We start from the raw sequence: 17822 nt of genomic DNA on the forward strand, positions 1-17822 counted from the left end.
TTGGGAAGGATGACTGTGGTGAATGTGGATGGATGCTATCAGTATCTTTTGAATGGTTAATCGACCGTCCTGATCAATGAACAAGGTTTTATTCTAAAACCTATCTACTAGTAGGTTGTTAACTTTACAGGAGCTTTGGTTATGTTTGGAATTTCCCCGCTAGGCTGGGTGCACACGATCGGCAGTTTGCCTGCCATTCCCCTGGCCATCTACATGTTCGTCCGCTACGGGCGAATTTTGCCCCGGTCAAAATCCGGAGGCCTTTATTTTGTCTCGATGCTTATAGGTGCCGGCACAACATTTCTCGTTGCACGCCAGCAGGTCAGCTATGTTATCGGTGCTGTGACGATGGTTCTGCTGATTGCCGGTTATTCAATCGGTTACAGTTCAGTCTTCGGTCGTGCGACCCGCTACCTGGAAACAGTCTTTCTAAGCTTGACTGCCTTCCTGCTAATGGTGCCGGCGGGAAGCGAGGTATCACGGCGCGTACCAGATGGACATCCATTTGTGACTGATCTCAAATCCCCGTTGTTGCTGGGCGCGCAGGGCAGTCTTTTGATCATCCTCATCATAGGACTGACAGCTCAGCTTATCTATCTGAAAAAACAAAACAATCGGTGATCGCGTGGATGGCATGTTTCTCTTATCCACGGAATGAGGTTCAAAGACCACGCGGAATAATGAGCTCTGTCGGTATCATTTCGGGCAGGTTGATCGTTTGAACGGGCTCGTCCAGAAGTTCAAAGGCGCGTTCGATCATTGCTTGAACATTTTGCCGGACCATCACAACCGGGAAGTGGAGAACTTCGATGAAGGGGTCCCAGTCGAAACATCCGATGGAGCACTCCCGGACCTCGTCAACCGGCAGCGTCTTGAGAAAACTGACGACGCCCTCAAAGGGGCTCGTCGAGTTGACGAACAGTGCCTCTGGCAACCCATTCAATTTGTTATAAACATCGCGGATGGTTCTCGCGGCGTCATCGGGACCATAACCATTCGTGATGATGGCGTCGGAGTGAACAGGGAAGTTCAGCGCAGCCAGTTCATCCTTATACCCGCGCACACGTGCGCGCGTGTTGTGGTCACTATCCACGCCACCGATGAAGTAGAAGCTGTTTTCCGTTCGATGAGACCTGCGGCTGGCAATCTGATGCGTCAGCACGCGGGCACCGTCATAGTTGTCACTGATTACGGATGCGCCATGCTTTCCGGGAAGATCCACGTTTATATGTTTCAGATGAGCCTTTTCGCAGAGTTCGGCGACACTGTCCGGATCGGTTGCGCCCGCGATCAACAAGGCGTCGACATTGTGGGCAATCAATGTTTCCACGGTGCTGCGTTCCTGCTGCGGGTCGCGTAATGTGCTGGCTACAACGGGGATAAGATTCCGTGAGCGCGCCACCGTCTCAAACGATGCGGCCATGGAGCTGAAGTATCGGTTGTCCAGCATAGGCAAGATCATGCCGATCATGCCGGAATTGGATATGCGCAACCCGCGTGCCTGAAGGTTGGTGGTATAACCGAGTTCGCCCGCTATTACTCGAACTCTGTCGGCGGTTGCTTTGGTAATTCTTCGATTTTCCCATGAGCCATTCATAACCGAAGCAACGGTCGACGCGGATACGCCAGCGCGCTCCGATATATCGTAAATGGTTACTTTCCGGGGGGTGCTCATCAGGCCTGCTTTGCGTCTGGGTCGGGTCCCGATCTTAGCGGTGCGATAGCGTTTGCTGCAAGTAGGGGAAGGCGTAATCCAATCTATTCCTCTGTCATTTTCCTCTTGACCAGATGCAGGATGTTGAGCGATGGTTACGTTGCACTATCGATGGTGCAACATGATTGTATGCCGAGAGGAGCGGTGCACACATGCCGAAGCCAGGAACGGCTTCCCTTCATGCGTCACAAGCCCCGTCAGCATTGCTCGATTTGATTGGTGCGCCGCAACGCGGCGCCGGAATGCCGGAACTCCAGGGAACTGGAGGTCGCTATAGGGAGGACATATGGGGTGGAGTAGCGATATAAAGTTTGTCTGCAAGATTGTGTAAAATACAAAATTGAAAACCCAATGGGAGTGAGACATGAAAAATATGTTTGGTAAGGCAGCCTTTGCTGCGGTGGTGCTATCGTCTTTCGCTGGCAATGCTCAGGCGGAAGTGAAGGATGCAGTGGTCGGCTTTTTAATGCCAGACCAGGCATCGACGCGCTATGAGGAGCGCGACTATCCGGGCTTCGCTGCCGAGATGAAGAAAATCTGCGAAAGCTGCAAGGTGCTTTATCTCAATGCCGATGGTGATGCGAGCAAGCAGCAGCAGCAGTTCAATTCGGTCATATCGCAAGGTGCAAAGGTGATAGTGCTCGACGCGGTCGATACGGCAGCGGCAGCCTCGCTGGTCAAACTCGCCCAGTCACAGGATATCAAGGTCATTGCCTATGACCGTCCGATCCCGGATGCGACGTCTGATTTCTACGTGTCGTTCGACAATGAAGCCATCGGCAAGTCGATTGCGGAATCGCTGGTAAAGCACCTGAAGGACAAGGGCGTCGCGAGTGACAAGGGCGGCGTTCTGCAGATCAACGGTTCGCCAACCGATGCCGCTGCCGGTCTCATCAAGAATGGTATTCACGCCGGCTTGAAGGACAGCGGTTACAAGACGCTGGCCGAATATGACACGCCTGAATGGGCACCGAGCAAGGCTCAGCAGTGGGCTAGTGGCCAGATCACCCGCTTCAATGACCAGATCGTCGGCGTTGTCGCTGCCAATGACGGCACTGCAGGCGGTGCGATCGCAGCCATGAAGGCGGCAGGCATTGATCCGCTACCGCCGGTTACCGGCAACGATGCGACGATTGCAGCACTTCAGCTGATCATTTCGGGCGATCAGTACAACACGATCAACAAGCCATCTGAAATTGTTGCCGCAGAAGCCGCGCGCGTCGCGGGTCAGCTTCTGAACGGCGAAACTCCGAAGGCCGAAGCCACGCTTTATAACACTCCGTCAAAGCTTTTCGTTCCAGTGGTGGTGACCGCTGAAAACCTCAAGGCTGAAATTATCGACAAGAACATCGTTTCCGCAGAAACGCTTTGCGTCGACCGTTATGCTGACGGCTGCAAGAAGCTTGGCATCACCAACTGACCAACGACGCGCCCGGCCGGTTATCCGGTCGGGCAGTTTGATGTGCAATGGCGTATCCTGCAATATGCCAGGGAAAGTGAGATCATGTCCCAAGATCACGAAGCCGCTGCGTCGTCGCGGCAGCCAGTGCTGCGTCTAAGCGGCATATCCAAGAATTTCGGTGCCGTTTCAGCGCTGACAGATATCGATCTGGAAGTCTTTCCGGGCGAAGTTGTCGCTCTTGTCGGTGATAACGGAGCAGGAAAGTCCACCCTGATCAAGACACTGGCAGGTGTCCATCAACCGACATCCGGCAGTATCGAATTTAATGGTGAGAAGGTTGTGCTTTCGTCGCCGGGCGTTGCGCTCGATCTCGGCATTGCGACGGTCTTTCAGGATCTGGCGCTGTGCGAGAACCTCGATGTGGTCGCCAATATTTTCCTTGGCCGCGAAATGAGCCCCTATCGGCTTGATGAAGTGTCCATGGAGATCAAGGCGTGGAAGCTTCTGAACGAGCTTTCCGCCCGTATCCCGAGCGTACGCGAGCCGGTCGCCTCCCTTTCTGGTGGCCAGCGCCAGACGGTTGCGATCTCACGCTCGCTGTTGCTTGATCCCAAGCTCATTATGCTCGACGAACCGACGGCAGCACTTGGCGTTGCGCAGACTGCTGAGGTTCTCGATCTTATCGAGCGCGTCCGTGACCGTGGGCTCGGTGTCTTGATGATCAGCCACAATATGGAAGACGTTCGTGCTGTTGCGGATCGCATCGTCGTGCTGCGGCTTGGCCGAAACAATGGTGTTTTCTACCCGGATTCCTCAAATGAGGAACTGGTTGCAGCCATCACCGGCGCAAGCAGCAATTCCGTTTCCCGCCGTGCCGAACGGCGTCAGGCGCAGCATGAAACCGGTCAGATCCACGATCGGGGAGAAGCATAATGAACCAGGCAACCGGAAATACCCCTCTCGATCGCCAGGACACCCGCGTGCGCCACGATGAAGGCGTTTCGGGCGCACTGCGCAATTTCTTCGACCGTGTCCGGTCGGGCGATCTTGGATCGCTGCCGGTCATCATCGGTCTCGTCATCATCTGGACCGTTTTCCAGACGTTGAACCCGGTTTTTCTGTCGAGCAACAATCTCGTAAACCTGCTGTTCGACTGTTCGACTATCGGCGTGATTTCGCTGGGTATCGTCTGCATTTTGATGCTGGGTGAAATCGACCTTTCGGTCGGTTCGGTCAGCGGACTTGCGTCTGCCATTGTCGGCGTGCTTTGGGTCAATCATGGCTGGCCTGTCGGCTTTGCAATGCTGGCGGCGTTGTGCACCGGTGCGCTGATCGGCCTGCTTTACGCGTTCCTCTATAATCGCTTCAGTATGCCAAGCTTTGTTTCCACACTGGCCGGTCTGTTGGCGGCGCTTGGCCTTCAGCTTTATCTGCTGGGCAATACCGGCTCGATCAACCTGCCTTATGGTTCCTGGCTCGTGAGTTTCGGCCAGCTTCTGGTTATGCCGCGTCCGCTGTCCTATGCGTTGGTACTGATTGCCGGACTTGCGATCTTTTTCACCGGGTTCCGCTCCGCGCAGCGCCGCCGTGAAGCCGGTCTGTCAGCGCCGTCGTCGGTCGGGATAGCGCTCAAGGCCATCGTCATCACAGTCATTGTCGGCGGTGCTGTGTTTTATCTCAATCAGTCGCGTGGTGTGCCGTGGATGTTCGGTCTGTTCGTGGCGCTGGTCATCGCGATGAATTACGCACTCACACGTACCCAGTGGGGGCGCGCGATGCAGGCTGTCGGCGGCAACCGCGAAGCCGCACGCCGTGCCGGCATCAATGTGAAATTTATCTATATGTCGGCTTTCATGACCTGTTCGGTTCTGGCTGCCGTAGGCGGCATTCTGGCCGCAGCTCGCCTTGCTTCTTCCAGCCAGCAGGCAGGCACTGGCGACGTCAACCTGAACGCGATTGCAGCAGCGGTCATCGGCGGTACTAGCCTCTTTGGCGGACGTGGCAGTGCTTGGTCGGCTCTACTTGGCATTATCGTAATCCAGTCGATTGCCAGCGGTTTGACGCTGCTCGATCTGTCATCGTCGCTTCGCTACATGATTACTGGCGCCGTGCTCGCCATCGCCGTGATTGTCGACTCCCTTGCCCGCCGTTCGCGCCAGTCGCACGGTCGCGCCTAAAACTTTAAGGACTGAAAAATGGCTCAGGATCTCAATGGAAAAGTCGGCGCCGTTACCGGTGCTGCCTCTGGCATCGGCTTCGAATGTGCAAAGCACATGTTAGAAGCAGGAATGACGGTGTTTCTCGTCGACCGTGACGAGAAAGCGCTTAATGAAAAATGCGCCGAGCTTGGCGATAAAGCCAGGCCGCTGGTCATTGATCTGCTCAATCCGGCATCAGTCGCCACCATGATGCCGCAAATACTCGACCAAGCGGGCAAACTCGACGTATTTCACGCCAATGCGGGTGCCTATATTGGCGGACCTCTTTGGGAAGGCGACCCGGATGCATGGGACCGCATGCTGAACCTCAACATCAACGCGGCTTTCCGCACCATTCATGCGGTTCTGCCACATATGATGGAACGAAAGACCGGCGATATCATCATGACAAGCTCTGTCGCAGGTGTCGTACCGGTCATCTGGGAGCCTATCTATACCGCATCCAAACATGCCGTTCAGGCTTTCGTTCATACGGTTCGCCGTCAGGTTGCCCCGCACGGTATCCGCGTTGGTGGCGTTCTGCCGGGTCCGGTGGTTACCGCACTTATTAGCGACTGGCCGAAGGCAAAGCTGGATGAAGCGCTGGCTAATGGCAGTCTGATGGAACCGAAGGAAGTTGCGGAATCGGTGATGTTCATGCTGACCCGCCCGCGCAACATTACCATTCGCGATCTGGTCATTCTTCCACAAAGCCTCGATCTGTAAATGGGAGCGACCATGACCAGCTATTATCTGGGCGTCGATGTCGGCACCGGCAGTGCTCGCGCCGGTCTTTTCGACGCCAGCGGTACCATGCTTGCTTCGGCCAAGCGCGATATCACCATCTGGCGTGAGGCGGGCAGCATTGTCGAGCAGTCGAGCGCCAATATCTGGCAGGCTGTTTGCGAAAGCGTGCGCGAAACCGTCAAGACTGCCAATGTTGATCCGACGGACATTGCCGGTATCGGCTATGACGCGACATGTTCGCTGGTTGTGCTGGGCGAAGGTGGCAAGTCGCTTGCAGTCGGTCCGTCCAACGATCCAGCGCGCGATATTATTGTGTGGATGGATCATCGCGCTGTTGGCCAGGCAGAACGCATTAATTCGACCAAAGCCAGGGTTCTCGACTACGTTGGCAGCGCCATTTCCCCCGAGATGGAAACGCCGAAGCTGTTGTGGCTCAAGGAAAACAAGCCGGAAACCTTCGCTGCTGCATGGCAGTTTTTCGATCTTACCGATTTTCTCACATGGAAATCTTGCGGCAGTCTTGCCCGTTCGGCCTGCACAGTCACCTGCAAATGGACCTATCTCAGTCATGAAAAGCGCTGGGATGAGACCTTTTTTCGTGAAGTGGGCCTTGGCGAACTGGCGGACGAAAATTTTGTCCGCATCGGTACGGACGTTCGACCCGGTGGCGAGAGTCTTGGCGGCTTGAGCGAACAGGCCGCAGCAGAACTCGGTCTTATGCCGGGCACAGCTATTGCCGCTGGCCTGATCGACGCTCATGCGGGTGGGATCGGCACGGTCGGGGCACGCGGTCCGGAGGGCCGGATATTGTCGCGCATGGCCTATGTGTTTGGCACGTCGGCCTGCACCATGACGACCACCGAACAGCCGGTTTTCGTGGATGGTGTATGGGGTCCGTATTATTCGGCAATGGTTCCGGGCCTGTGGCTTAACGAGGGAGGACAATCGGCAGCGGGTGCAGCTATCGATCATCTGATCCACATGCATCCTTTCGCGAAGGAAGCGGAAGAGCAGGCAACCGCCCGAGGCAAGGGGCTGGTCGACATTCTTGCTGCAGAAGTCGACGCGAGGGGAGGCTCAGAAGAGGCAGCTGCCATCATTGGCGACATTCACGTCGTGCCGGAGTTCCTCGGTAATCGTGCACCGTTCGCGGACCCTGATGCGCGCGCAATCATTGCCGGGCTCGATCTCGATGCCGGGATCGACAGCCTTACGGCACTTTATTTGGCAGGGCTGTGCGGCCTCGGCTATGGTGCGCGGCAGATCGTGGAGGCCCAGAAAGCAAAGGGTATCGCGACCGATACTATCGTCGTCTCGGGTGGGGCTGCACGTTCGCATCTGGTGCGACAGGTGCTTGCCGACACGACCGGTCTTGTCATCGCCGCCTCCACTTCGCCCGAACCTGTTCTGCTCGGCTCTGCCATGCTGGGTGCGGTCGCGTCGGGGGCTTACCCTGATCTTGCATCGGCCATGGACGCCATGTCGGAACTAGGAGCAGTTAACAGGCCGGATGCCGGGTTGGCCAGATGGCACGACCAGCGTTTCGAGGCTTTCACACTTTTGCAGGCAACCGCTCGCAAAATCCGCGTGGTTCAACTGAGCTAGATTGTTCCCGGCACGCAGGCAGTTCCGGTTGCATGCTCTGTGGTCGGGTCTGACAGCTCGGACGACAGCGCACATTGAAGACTGTACACGCAGAAATGGACGCTTCTTCACGTCCAGGGCTTCGACAGCAGGCTGTCCGTCTTGCGGGGCTGCTTGTCAACTCAGGTCGCTTCTTAATGATCTTTGCTATGCCAGGCGCATTGCCAAGGGACTGAACAATCTTCTTGAGATACGAAAGCGTTTCAAGGATGACTTGCTGCGAAGCCTCTCCGAGATGTTTGACGAGGATACTGCGCTGGTAGCCATCTAAGAGCCTGTTCCAAAAAGGGTTGAGCGATTACAGTAGGTTATGATCCAATCGGATTGCTTACATTCGATGGAGATCACAATGGCCTGGACAGTAACCGCTCGCCGCCACTATGTACGTCGCAATTCGCGCTATGCAACTGATTTAACGGATGCGGAATGGTCAGTGATCGAACCGCTGATGCCTTCGCCCAGATACCTTGGTCGCCCTCGCAAAACGGATCTGCGTGAGGTGGTAAACGCGCTTCTTTATATCGCATCATCTGGCGGTGCGTGGCGGCTTCTGCCAACCGATTTCCCACCATTCTCGACGGTACAGAAATACTTCTACCGCTGGCGCGATGAAGGCTTGCTGCGTACCATCAACAACACGCTTGTGATGCTGGCGCGTGAGCAGGCTGACAGGCAGCCCAGTCCAACGGCTGGCGTCATCGACAGCCAGTCAGTTAGAACCACGGAAAGTGGCGGAATACGGGGCTTTGACGCGGGAAAGAAGATTAGCGGACGTAAGCGTCACATTGTCGTTGATACCCTTGGCTTGATGGTTGGTCTGGTGATCCATTCTGCGGGTATTCAGGATCGCGATGGCGCACCGGACGTCTTGAAAACCATACTCAAACGATGGCCGTGGCTGCGACATATCTTTGCTGACGGCGGATATGCAGGCCCCAAGCTCAGAGGCAGGCTGGAAAAGGTCGGAAAGTTTACACTGGAAATCGTCAAGCGCTCCGATCAGGCCAACGGTTTCGAAGCCCTGCCACGCCGATGGGTGGTCGAGCGAACATTTGCATGGCTGGGAAGGTGTCGCAGACTGGCCAAAGACTTCGAGAAAACTATCGCTTCTTCCGAAGCGTGGATATACATCGCAAATATCCGCTTCCTCACACGGCGTATCGCAAGAGCCTGATATCATTACATTCATTATGATTCAGGCTCTAAGGCAGGACGGAAATGCCGATTTCAGTTCGAGCCATGGCTGGATTTCAACCATCGCCAATTTCCCAGACTGCAGCGCCGGCAAGCATGCCGGCACCGGCGGCTGAAAGAAGTAGCCGTTCGCCTGACTGAAAAGACTGCGATTTCGATGCCAGTGATAGCGAGAGCGGGATCGTCGCCGCCGACGAGTTGCCGAACACGCCAATCGATCTGGCGGCAATCGAGGCAGGCAGGTGCAACTGGTCGCAAACCGTGTCGATGATCCGCGCATTGGCCTGATGGGGAAAGAACCTGTTCACATCGGAGGCAGTAAGCTTTGCCTGTTCAAGCGCGTCGGTTGCGCAACGCAACATCATACGAACGGCCTGCGTAAAGACGGCCTTGCCGTCTCGCATGGTCATTCTTGTCTCGCCAGCGGGAATGGAAATCAGCCCGTAATTTCCTCCATCGGACATGAGCGCCGACCCAAGCATTCCAGCATGTGGATCGTTCGATGGTGCAAGCAGGACTGAACCGGCGGCATCGGCAAAGAGAATTGCTGTGTTACGCTCCTCCATACTGATCCGGCGGCTCAATATATTGGCTGCCACGACCAGAACTGGCTTGCGGAAGTTCTTGACGAAGCCGTCTGCCAGAACAAGCGCATAAAGAAACCCGGAGCAAGCGCCTGCAAGATCGATCCCGCCGCAGTTTTCCAGCCCCAGCTTGTGAGCGAGAAGCGGCGCGGAAGGTGGCAGGAGATGATCGGGCGTTGATGTCGCGAGAATGACAAGCGCCACCGAATTGTGCGGGACACCGGCATCCTGGAGAGCCATTTCTCCCGCCTTCATAGCCATGTCCGTCAGAGTTTCATCCGGTGCCGCCCAACGCCGCTCGCGAATGCCGGTGCGCCTTTCGATCCAGCCAGTATCCAGTCCGAGACGCTGCTCCAGTTCATCATTAGCAACTCGGCGGTCAGGCACGTAATGGCCGAAACCCGCCATACGGCTCGAGATACTCATCGCGCTGCCGTCTCAATCATATCGGCCGCCGCATGAATCGCGTCATAGGCAAGGTCCAGATCAAGTGGCGTTACGCAATAGGGGGGCATCAGATAGATCACGTTGCCGAGCGGACGCAGAAGCACGCCCTGTTTGCGGAAGAAGGATTTCAATAGCGGCCCAGCATCGGAAAGGTAGCCGGTTTTTTTGACCGCGAGATCAAGGGCGGCAATGGTTCCTTGCTGGCGAAAATTGGTGAAACGAGGATCATCCTGAAAACGCGATAGCCTTCCCGAGTGCAATTGCCCCAATGTCCTGATGCGATCCGCGACGGGTTCCGTTTGCCAGACTTCTATATTTGCAAGTGCTGCCGCGCAGGCAATCGGATTGGCCGTGTAGGAACTGGAATGAAAGAATGTGCGGCTGCGGTCTTTCGAAAAATGCGCATCGAAGATTTCAGCCGTGCTGAGCGTTGCGGCCAGCGGAAGAGCGCCGCCGGTAATGCCTTTGGAAAGGCAAAGAATATCTGGCGAGGTGGATGCCTGTTCGCACGCGAACATGGTGCCCGTGCGTCCCCATCCCGTCATCACTTCATCGGCGATCAGCAGTGTTCCGTATTGTTTCGTGATCCGCCGGAACTCGGTGAGCAGGTGAGGAGGATAGATCTTCATTCCGCCTGCACCCAGAACAAGCGGCTCCAAGAGCAGGGCGGCAACCTTGCCAGTCCGGCAGAAGTGCTCCAGCGCATCGAGTGCTTCCTGCTCCTGCCCCACCGATGGAAACGGAATGGTGTCGACCTGAAACAGCAGGGGGGCATAGGCGGAGTTGAACACACCGCGCGCACCGGTGGACATGGTGCCAATCGTATCGCCGTGATAGCTATGCTCCAACACTGCGATGCGTGAACGCGGTTTGTTTCTATTGTGATAGAAGCCGAGCGCCATCTTGATAGCGACTTCGACTGCTGTGGAACCGCTGTCGGAATAGAACACATGGGCGAGGCCTTGCGGGGTGAGTTTGACCAGTTCTTGCGCCAGCTTTTCTGCCGGTTCGTGAGTGAATTCGGCAAAGATGATCTGATCGAACTGGTCCAATGCGTCCCGGATCGCCGCCATGATCTTTGGGTGACGGTGCCCATGTGTAATCACCCACCACGACGATATGGCATCCAGCACCGAACAACTGGTTTCATCCTGTAGATAGGCACCATCAGTTTTGACGATCCTGCGGAAAGCCGGTTCGGTGGCGTGCTGGGTGAAAGGATGCCAGACAGGAGACGAATGCTCGCTCATTCGGAAGCCTCGTTAAAAACGTTTATGTCGAAATGCTCGCGAAAGGCGTGGCGGAGTGTATCTGGATCAAGCCTTGCAAGGTGCGGCAGTCGCCCCAGTCTGGGCACGTCGCTGAGTTGCGGGATGATTTCTTCGGTGTCGGGTTGCGGTTCGCCGATAAAGGCGATGCCGAGTACGGGAATATTGCGCCGGTCCAAAGCCTCAAGCGAAAGCAATGTGTGGTTGATGGTTCCAAGGCCGGTCCCTGCACAGAGGATGACTGGCTTCCGCCAGCGCGCAAAAACGTCGACAAACGTCGTGCGGCGCGTTAACGGCACGTGCAATCCACCTGCCCCTTCAATCACCAGAGGAGCGTCGACCGACGGTACTTCGAGCGCATCCGTATCGATCTCCACCCCGTCGATCTGTGCCGAAAGATGCGGCGAAGCTGGCGTTTTCAGGCGCCAAGTTTCAGGGATTATTTTCAAAGGCGAAAGTCTGGCAAGCTGGACAACCGTTTCGCTGTCGGTTGCCTCTTCAAGCCCCGACTGAACCGGCTTCCAGTAATAAGCATTGAGCGCATCAGCGAGGGCCGCAGAAAAGACGGTTTTGCCGATATTCGTATCGGTGCCGGTAACGATGAAAGTGCGGTTCATATCATTTTCTCTGCCATGATCGCGGCAAGGCGCTCGAACATGCGCGTTATTGTGGATTCATCGACATTAAGCGTAATGGTGATGCGCAGGCGCGCCGTGCCAGAGGGCACTGTGGGCTGACGGATGGCGCGTATGTCGAAGCCCTCGGCCTGCAAACGGTGTGCGATGCGCAAGGTGCGGTCGGCATCGCCGACGATGAGCGGCAATATCTGTGTGCCGCTGCCGGGGCTGCCGAAGAGATCGGCGAAGCGTGCATTGGCGAAAGCAATAAGTCGGTGCAATTCGTGCCGACGATGTTGTTCGGCGATCGTGGTTTTCAGCGCCAGCCGTGTTGCAGATACCTGCAAGGGTGAGGGCGCAGTCGAATAAATGAAGGGTCTCGCGCGATTGACGAGGAAATTGCGTAGGATTGGATCCGCTGCGACCAGCCCACCGGCACTGCCGATGGCCTTGCCGCAGGTGTGAAGCGCAATCACATTCGGTCTGCTTTCCAGCCCCGCCGCAAAGCCGCGCCCGCCCGGTCCGTGAACGCCTGTGGCATGGGCTTCGTCGATGAAGAGAAAGGCATCGTGGCGGTCGGCGATTTCAACGAGGTCGGAGAGCGGCGCGCAGTCTCCATCCATCGAATAGAGGCTTTCCACCACAATCCATGGTGTGCCGCTTCCCCCCTTGTTGCGCCAGATCCGGATCGCCTTGTCGAATGCCTCCGCATCATTATGCGGGATGGAAACGGTTTCGGCCTTTCCGGTCCGCATGCCTTCATGCGCGCTGGCATGGATTAGTGCGTCATAGACGATCAGGTCGTCGCGTTGCGGCAAGGTTGAGAGAACTGCAAGATTTGCCGCATAACCATTGCTGAAATACAGCATTGACGGCGCATGAAAATGGGACGCAGCTTCAGCCTCCAGAAGCGCGTGTTCCGAGTGATTGCCACGCAACAGCCGGGAGCCGCCAGCCCCGGTGGCAAGGCCGTTTTTGAGCGCGTTGATCAATGCTTTGCGGATCGACGGCGAGGCGGCAAGGCCCAGATAATCGTTTGAACTGAAATCCGCGCCGCGATGATCCGAAAGCGTGCGCAGATGTCGCCGCCGCTCAAGGCTTTTCAGTTTGGCGGCATAGCGGGCCAACGGATCACTGTTCATGCATGGGCGTCCAGCGCATCGGCAGTCAGGCCAAGCCGTCGCATGAGGCTTATGTCACGGTCTTCGCCCGGATTGGAGGCGGTCAGCAGTGTGTCGCCGATAAAGATCGAATTTGCGCCCACGAAAAAGCAGAGAGCCTGCATTTCATCGCTCATCGAATTGCGCCCGGCTGTCAGGCGCACATGCGATTGCGGCATCATCAGGCGGGCAAGCGCGATAATGCGGACAAAGGCGATAGGATCAATGGGCGAGGCTTTCTCCAGCCGGGATCCGGGCATCGGAATTAACATATTGATCGGTACGCTTTCCGGTGGGACGGGCAGATTTGCCAGCGTTACCAGCATGTCGATGCGGTCGTCTTCGGTTTCTCCAAGGCCGAGAATGCCGCCACTGCAAACCTTGATTCCGGCTTCACGGACATGGGCGAGCGTTTCCAGCCGATCATTGAAACTGCGCGTCGTGATGACCTGCGGATAAAACCGCTGCGAAGTATCGATATTGTGGTTGTAATAATCGAGACCAGCCTCCGCAAAGGTCTTCGCCTGATCCGGGTTTAACATGCCGAGTGTCATGCAGGTTTCCAGACCGAGCGCTTTCACCTGTTTGACCATTTCTACGATGGCCGGTTCGTCGCGCGGCTTCGGGCTGCGCCAGGCCGCGCCCATGCAGTAGCGGGTCGCGCCGCTATCCTTTGCCTTCTGCGCTTCTTCAAGAACCGTATCAATATTCATCAGTTTTGACGCTTTCAGGCCCGAAGCATGATGCGCCGATTGGCTGCAATAGCCGCAATCTTCGGGACAGCCGCCCGTCTTGATGTTGAGCAGTTTGCTGAGCTGGACGCGGTTCGGGTCGAAATTGGCGCGGTGAAGGCTCTGTGCCTCGAAAAGAAGGTCGTTGAACGGGAGGTCATAGAGTAGGCGGGCTCTGGCGAGCGTCCACGCGCCTTCATCCAGTTTGGATGCTCTTTCATTGATATCCCAAGTCGCTTTGATCGCGTTCAATATCTGCATTCCTTTTTATCTATAAAACTAGAAAGAATCTATGAAATATAGATTATTATCAGAACGGAGAATTGTTCAAGTGAAGTTTTTATAGATAATTTAAGCGGTTTCCAACCAGCTCTGACGATGAGAGCGTGACTGAAATGAAAAAGCCGCAATCGTAAGATTGCGGCTTTTCGTTCGCCAAGGCTAATGTGAGAATCTCGAATGCCGCGAACTGATTGAAGTCGCGTGAATTATCAACCGAACACGTTATAGGCCGCATGCGCTATCGCGCCAGCGCAACCGCCCAGATACCATCGCATTACTATGCCAATTGCTGTCGTTCAAAGCTCACATGAGGATTTCGCCGTCAAGATCAATCATAGTTTCATAGCTTGTCCCCTTCGATTTAGTGTCGAACCCATGGTCTGAGCCATTTTGCTTGACGCGGCCGGTTTCCGTCACCGGTTCAAACTCACATACGGTCGCCGTTTTGTCCGGCAGCACCATCATCCCGCTTGCGTAGCGGCAAGGCTCAGGAGAACGGCACCAATCTAAAGCGCGGCATTTGAAGCCCGACTTTGAAGCGGTTCGCTTACCTGGATCCGCCAGGAGTGATCGGTCCTGGAAGATTTTTATGTTCACCAGTTTTTTGGTCGTCAGATGGTCTTCATAACTGCCCCCTCGATGACAACACCCGCAGTGACAAACTTCCACAGCGCGATAAGGAGCTTGCGCGCCAATGCAACTATCGTGGCTTTCTTTAAGCGTCCACCATTCGACTGGACCCGATCCACAAACCAACGGCTAAGCGCTGATGCTGGCTGATTGCGTAGCCACAGCCACGACAGTTGAATCATCGTAGTGCGCAGCCGGGGGTTCCCTGCTTTTGAGACACCCTGTTCGTGGTCGATGGTCCCGCTCATCCATGGCGTTGGTGTCAAACCTGCATAGGCGGCAATCTGCCGCCGATTATCAAAACGCCGGGACAGGGCTTCGGTCCAAAGGACGGCGGCAAACTCAGCGCCAACCCCCTTCAAGGACAGCAGCATCGCCGCGGGCGAAGTTGCCTCAACCGCTGGCTGCTCATACGTTGACAGGAGCGAATTCCGCTCGCTCTCCACTGCAGCAATCTGTTCCAGCAGCAACTCGAGACGGTCGAGTTCGCGATTGATTTGAGCCTTCAGGTGTTTTGGTAACTCGCGCCCATCTCCGGTCTGGAGCTCCTCCAGCCGCTGACGGCGATCCTTACGGAGCGGTTGATAGCCGCTGACGCCTTGAGCAAAGAGTAGTCCCTTCATGCGATTGACATGCCTGACGCGTTCAGCAATCAAAATTTTGTGTTCCCGGCAAATTCGACGCCGATCTTCGTCCTCCGGATCTGGCGCTCTGACCATCGCACATACGCGTGGCTCGCCGCGCTTGAACGCGAGCAATGCGCGCGTCAGAGCCTCTCCATCGATCTTATCGGTCTTCGCCCGCCGACGTCGGCGGGAGGTCGCGATCGAAGCTGCGTCGACGACGTGACTCTCGATACCATTAGCCTCCAGCACCCGGTGTATCCAGAAGCCGTCCAATCCTGCCTCTTGGATCGTTACGATAGGAAACAACGTTCCTGTTCTCAACCGCGCTTTGTGCTGTAGCTGCTCAAATCGATCCAGCAGCTCTGCCACATTGCCACCGGCCACTACATACTTCGACATCTTCTCGCCACTGCCCGGCGACAACGAAGTGATCAACCAGGTCGATCGGCTCAGTTCCAATGACACAAAAATTGCGCCAAGATCAGTGCGGACAGCGGTCGGATGAATGGATGCGGGTTCCATAAACTGCTCCTCCTGAGCGAGTGTTTTGATGCAACCTCACTCTGCCAGAGTGGCGGCTGCTGTTCACTCCTCATGGGATCTAAAACATGAGAAGGAAAGCCGTTGCGGCTCCCATTGCCCGGATTCACTCAAGGTCTTCTTGTTCGAAGTATCGGGTCACATGAACATCGGTTGTTTCCAGGCGTCCTGGACCCAGATTGATGAACTTGTGCGGTATGTTTGCGGGGCCGAAGACGACCTGCCCTTCTGTCGCCTCAATTTGTTCATCGCCAACAATAAAGAGAGCATTTCCCTGGCGTACGATGAAAATTTCGTCATAAGGATGTCGGTGCAATCTGGGGCCATGTCCGACAATATCGGTCGAAAAGAATATGATCGACGCATCGGTGCCAAATCTCTTGCCTTCGACACGACCGGACCAGGCATCGTCGCGCCTCGCCCACTCCTCTCTTTTCAAAACAACGGCTTGTTTGGTCAAAATGCTCCTCCCGGCTTTTAGCGATCAGAGAATACGGCATCCATCTCCATAGATGATGGAAGTCCGGCTCGGTGAACATACTACTAATTTCCTGTGTTGTTGCAAAAGCAACGCTGTGTTCCTTCCCCTGAGGCTGGTACTGGAGCCTAAACTCATCATACTGGCGCGCAGCGCGTATGAAGAAAAAACAAGGAGGCCCGCGTGAAGGGGAATAATGTGTTTGCGATGCGCCACATTTGGTTGCATGCATTTGTACTGGCAATCATCTGTATTTCAGAACTGATTGGCATTCAGAAAATATCCATCGGTATCGGTGCTGTAATCTTTCTACCGATGCTTTACGCATTTGCACTTGGCGTCATCCTGAATCCGAATATTTTGAAGGCGACAGGGAAAGTCTTGAAGTCGGATTCTGTCAAGCTTTCGGGTACGATGATTACCATCGCCATCATGCCGTTCATTGCAAAATTCGGGACGACTGTTGGTCCTCAGATTGAGAATATCATCGCCGCTGGCCCCGCGTTGGTCTTGCAGGAGATCGGCAACCTCGGAACCATTGCTGTCGCTTTTCCGGTTGCTGTTTTTCTGCTGCGCATGGGGCGTGAAACCGTCGGAGCGACTTATTCCATTGATCGCGAACCCAATCTGGCGCTGATCGCCGATAAATATGGCCTGGATAGTCCGGAGGGCGCTGGGGTTATGGGGGTCTATGCGACCGGTACGTTGATCGGCACATTTGTGTTTGCGCTCATGCCGCCACTCGTGCACGGTCTTGGACTGTTTGACTTCCGGGCGCTCGCGATGTCGTGCGGTGTTGGTTCCGGCAGCATGCTTGCTGCCTGTACGGGTGGCTTGGTCAGTGTCTTACCTGAACAGAAAGACCTCATTCTAGCCTTGGCCGCGGCCAGTAACATTCTCACTTATGCGACCGGACTTTACGTCGGTCTTTTTGTGGCGCTGCCACTGACGGAATGGCTCTACAAGAAATGCCGTCCCGAAGAATATCGTGACGCTGCGTAAGGGGAGAGGCAGATGACTTCTAAATCGATGAAAAATACGGTCGACAACCTGACCTTGTCTGTCGAGACCACCGACGAACGCAAAATTGATATCGTCGAGAATGCTCTTCTTCTGGTTATTGCGTGCTTTCTTGGGCTAGTCGCAAACTGGGTTGGTACCGGCGTTACGCCTTTACAAGCCCTGCCTGGCATGGCTGTCCTTTACGCTGCATCCATTGGTGGCTTAATGCTCGCGCGCTATATGCCATTCTATCTACCGAGCGTCGCCTGGGTTTCCCTCATCGCCATCCTTATCACCATCCCTGGCGTCCCGGGGGCGGAGTTCGTTCTGGCGAAAGTAGGGGAACTGAATTTTCTGGCGTTGGCAACACCGGCGCTGGCCTATGGAGGACTGGCGTTGACGCGTAATGAATTCGAGATTGCACGTCGCTCTGGTTGGAAGATTGTCATCGTCGCTATTTGCGTGATGATCGGCACCTACCTTGGTTCGGTGGTGGTCGCCGATCTGACATTGCATATCACGGGTTAAACCGTCTCATGGCAGGCCCGATGACCGGGT

18 protein-coding genes and 1 pseudogene are annotated in these 17822 nt (G+C 55.6%); 9 read left to right on the forward strand and 10 right to left on the reverse strand.

Annotated elements, in window-relative coordinates; all coding sequences use genetic code 11:
- Window positions 1-141 precede the first annotated feature (141 nt).
- Window positions 142-621, forward strand: coding sequence for a hypothetical protein (locus MKS82_RS25145; protein ID WP_109989858.1), 480 nt, complete (start codon window positions 142-144; stop codon window positions 619-621).
- Window positions 622-661: 40 nt separating this feature from the next.
- Here MKS82_RS25145 and MKS82_RS25150 read toward each other — a convergent pair whose 3' ends face one another.
- Window positions 662-1471 (reverse strand): substrate-binding domain-containing protein, encoded by an 810-nt coding sequence (locus tag MKS82_RS25150; RefSeq protein ID WP_240579510.1) that lies wholly within the window; start codon window positions 1469-1471, stop codon window positions 662-664.
- 96 nt (window positions 1472-1567) lie between these two features.
- Window positions 1568-1675, reverse strand: a pseudogene (locus MKS82_RS29705) (LacI family DNA-binding transcriptional regulator); the annotation flags it as partial.
- 412 nt (window positions 1676-2087) lie between these two features.
- Between MKS82_RS29705 and MKS82_RS25160 the strand changes: the two are divergent.
- The 6 genes from MKS82_RS25160 to MKS82_RS25185 all read left to right on the forward strand — a co-directional run bounded on the left by MKS82_RS25160 (window position 2088) and on the right by MKS82_RS25185 (window position 8879).
- The gene (locus MKS82_RS25160) at window positions 2088-3134 is read left to right on the forward strand and encodes an ABC transporter substrate-binding protein (RefSeq protein ID WP_235969083.1); all 1047 of its coding nucleotides are present in this window, start codon (window positions 2088-2090) and stop codon (window positions 3132-3134) included.
- Window positions 3135-3218: 84 nt separating this feature from the next.
- Entirely contained in the window at window positions 3219-4049 is an 831-nt protein-coding gene (locus MKS82_RS25165; RefSeq protein WP_109989861.1) for an ATP-binding cassette domain-containing protein, read from the forward strand.
- Complete coding sequence (locus MKS82_RS25170; RefSeq protein WP_109989862.1) at window positions 4049-5293, forward strand: sugar ABC transporter permease; 1245 nt, start codon at window positions 4049-4051, stop codon at window positions 5291-5293. The genes MKS82_RS25165 and MKS82_RS25170 overlap by 1 nt, the downstream gene beginning before the upstream one ends.
- An 18-nt stretch (window positions 5294-5311) precedes the next feature.
- Window positions 5312-6040: an SDR family oxidoreductase gene (locus MKS82_RS25175; RefSeq protein WP_006468282.1), complete on the forward strand. Its 729-nt coding sequence runs from the start codon at window positions 5312-5314 to the stop codon at window positions 6038-6040.
- A gap of 12 nt (window positions 6041-6052) precedes the next feature.
- Complete coding sequence (locus MKS82_RS25180; protein WP_240579459.1) at window positions 6053-7666, forward strand: FGGY-family carbohydrate kinase; 1614 nt, start codon at window positions 6053-6055, stop codon at window positions 7664-7666.
- A gap of 388 nt (window positions 7667-8054) precedes the next feature.
- Window positions 8055-8879 carry an IS5 family transposase gene (locus MKS82_RS25185; protein ID WP_240578521.1) on the forward strand — a complete coding sequence of 275 codons (825 nt, stop codon included), beginning with the start codon at window positions 8055-8057 and terminating at the stop codon, window positions 8877-8879.
- A 76-nt stretch (window positions 8880-8955) separates the two neighbouring features.
- On the opposite strand, the gene MKS82_RS25190 is transcribed toward MKS82_RS25185, so the two are convergent.
- The 8 genes from MKS82_RS25190 to MKS82_RS25225 all read right to left on the reverse strand — a co-directional run bounded on the left by MKS82_RS25190 (window position 8956) and on the right by MKS82_RS25225 (window position 16244).
- Window positions 8956-9909, reverse strand: a complete 954-nt coding sequence (locus MKS82_RS25190) for a beta-ketoacyl-ACP synthase III (RefSeq protein ID WP_109986662.1) — start codon at window positions 9907-9909, stop codon at window positions 8956-8958.
- Window positions 9906-11180 carry an adenosylmethionine--8-amino-7-oxononanoate transaminase gene (locus MKS82_RS25195; RefSeq protein ID WP_109986663.1) on the reverse strand — a complete coding sequence of 425 codons (1275 nt, stop codon included), beginning with the start codon at window positions 11178-11180 and terminating at the stop codon, window positions 9906-9908. Before MKS82_RS25195 ends, MKS82_RS25190 begins: the two co-directional genes overlap by 4 nt.
- On the reverse strand, window positions 11177-11815 hold the full coding sequence (gene bioD, locus MKS82_RS25200) for a dethiobiotin synthase (protein WP_109986664.1): 639 nt from the start codon (window positions 11813-11815) through the stop codon (window positions 11177-11179). Before bioD ends, MKS82_RS25195 begins: the two co-directional genes overlap by 4 nt.
- Window positions 11812-12957 carry an 8-amino-7-oxononanoate synthase gene (locus MKS82_RS25205; RefSeq protein ID WP_109986665.1) on the reverse strand — a complete coding sequence of 382 codons (1146 nt, stop codon included), beginning with the start codon at window positions 12955-12957 and terminating at the stop codon, window positions 11812-11814. Before MKS82_RS25205 ends, bioD begins: the two co-directional genes overlap by 4 nt.
- Entirely contained in the window at window positions 12954-13967 is a 1014-nt protein-coding gene (gene bioB, locus MKS82_RS25210; RefSeq protein WP_276313434.1) for a biotin synthase BioB, read from the reverse strand. The genes MKS82_RS25205 and bioB overlap by 4 nt, the downstream gene beginning before the upstream one ends.
- Before the next feature lie 324 nt (window positions 13968-14291).
- A complete protein-coding gene (locus MKS82_RS25215) occupies window positions 14292-14453 on the reverse strand; it encodes a hypothetical protein (protein WP_176036957.1) in 162 nt (53 codons plus the stop codon).
- A gap of 146 nt (window positions 14454-14599) precedes the next feature.
- Window positions 14600-15766 (reverse strand): IS110 family transposase, encoded by a 1167-nt coding sequence (locus tag MKS82_RS25220; RefSeq protein ID WP_109986666.1) that lies wholly within the window; start codon window positions 15764-15766, stop codon window positions 14600-14602.
- A 124-nt stretch (window positions 15767-15890) separates the two neighbouring features.
- Window positions 15891-16244, reverse strand: a complete 354-nt coding sequence (locus MKS82_RS25225) for a cupin domain-containing protein (protein WP_109986667.1) — start codon at window positions 16242-16244, stop codon at window positions 15891-15893.
- A gap of 225 nt (window positions 16245-16469) precedes the next feature.
- On the opposite strand from MKS82_RS25225, the gene MKS82_RS25230 reads away from it, so the two are divergent.
- Together MKS82_RS25230 and MKS82_RS25235 are read left to right on the forward strand one after the other, a co-directional pair.
- Window positions 16470-17264 (forward strand): DUF3100 domain-containing protein, encoded by a 795-nt coding sequence (locus MKS82_RS25230; RefSeq protein WP_109986668.1) that lies wholly within the window; start codon window positions 16470-16472, stop codon window positions 17262-17264.
- 12 nt (window positions 17265-17276) lie between these two features.
- Window positions 17277-17792 carry a hypothetical protein gene (locus MKS82_RS25235; protein WP_109986669.1) on the forward strand — a complete coding sequence of 172 codons (516 nt, stop codon included), beginning with the start codon at window positions 17277-17279 and terminating at the stop codon, window positions 17790-17792.
- The last annotated feature ends 30 nt before the right edge of the window (window positions 17793-17822 follow it).

It is taken from the genome of Ochrobactrum sp. A-1 (assembly GCF_022488005.1).
GTDB lineage: Bacteria > Pseudomonadota > Alphaproteobacteria > Rhizobiales > Rhizobiaceae > Brucella.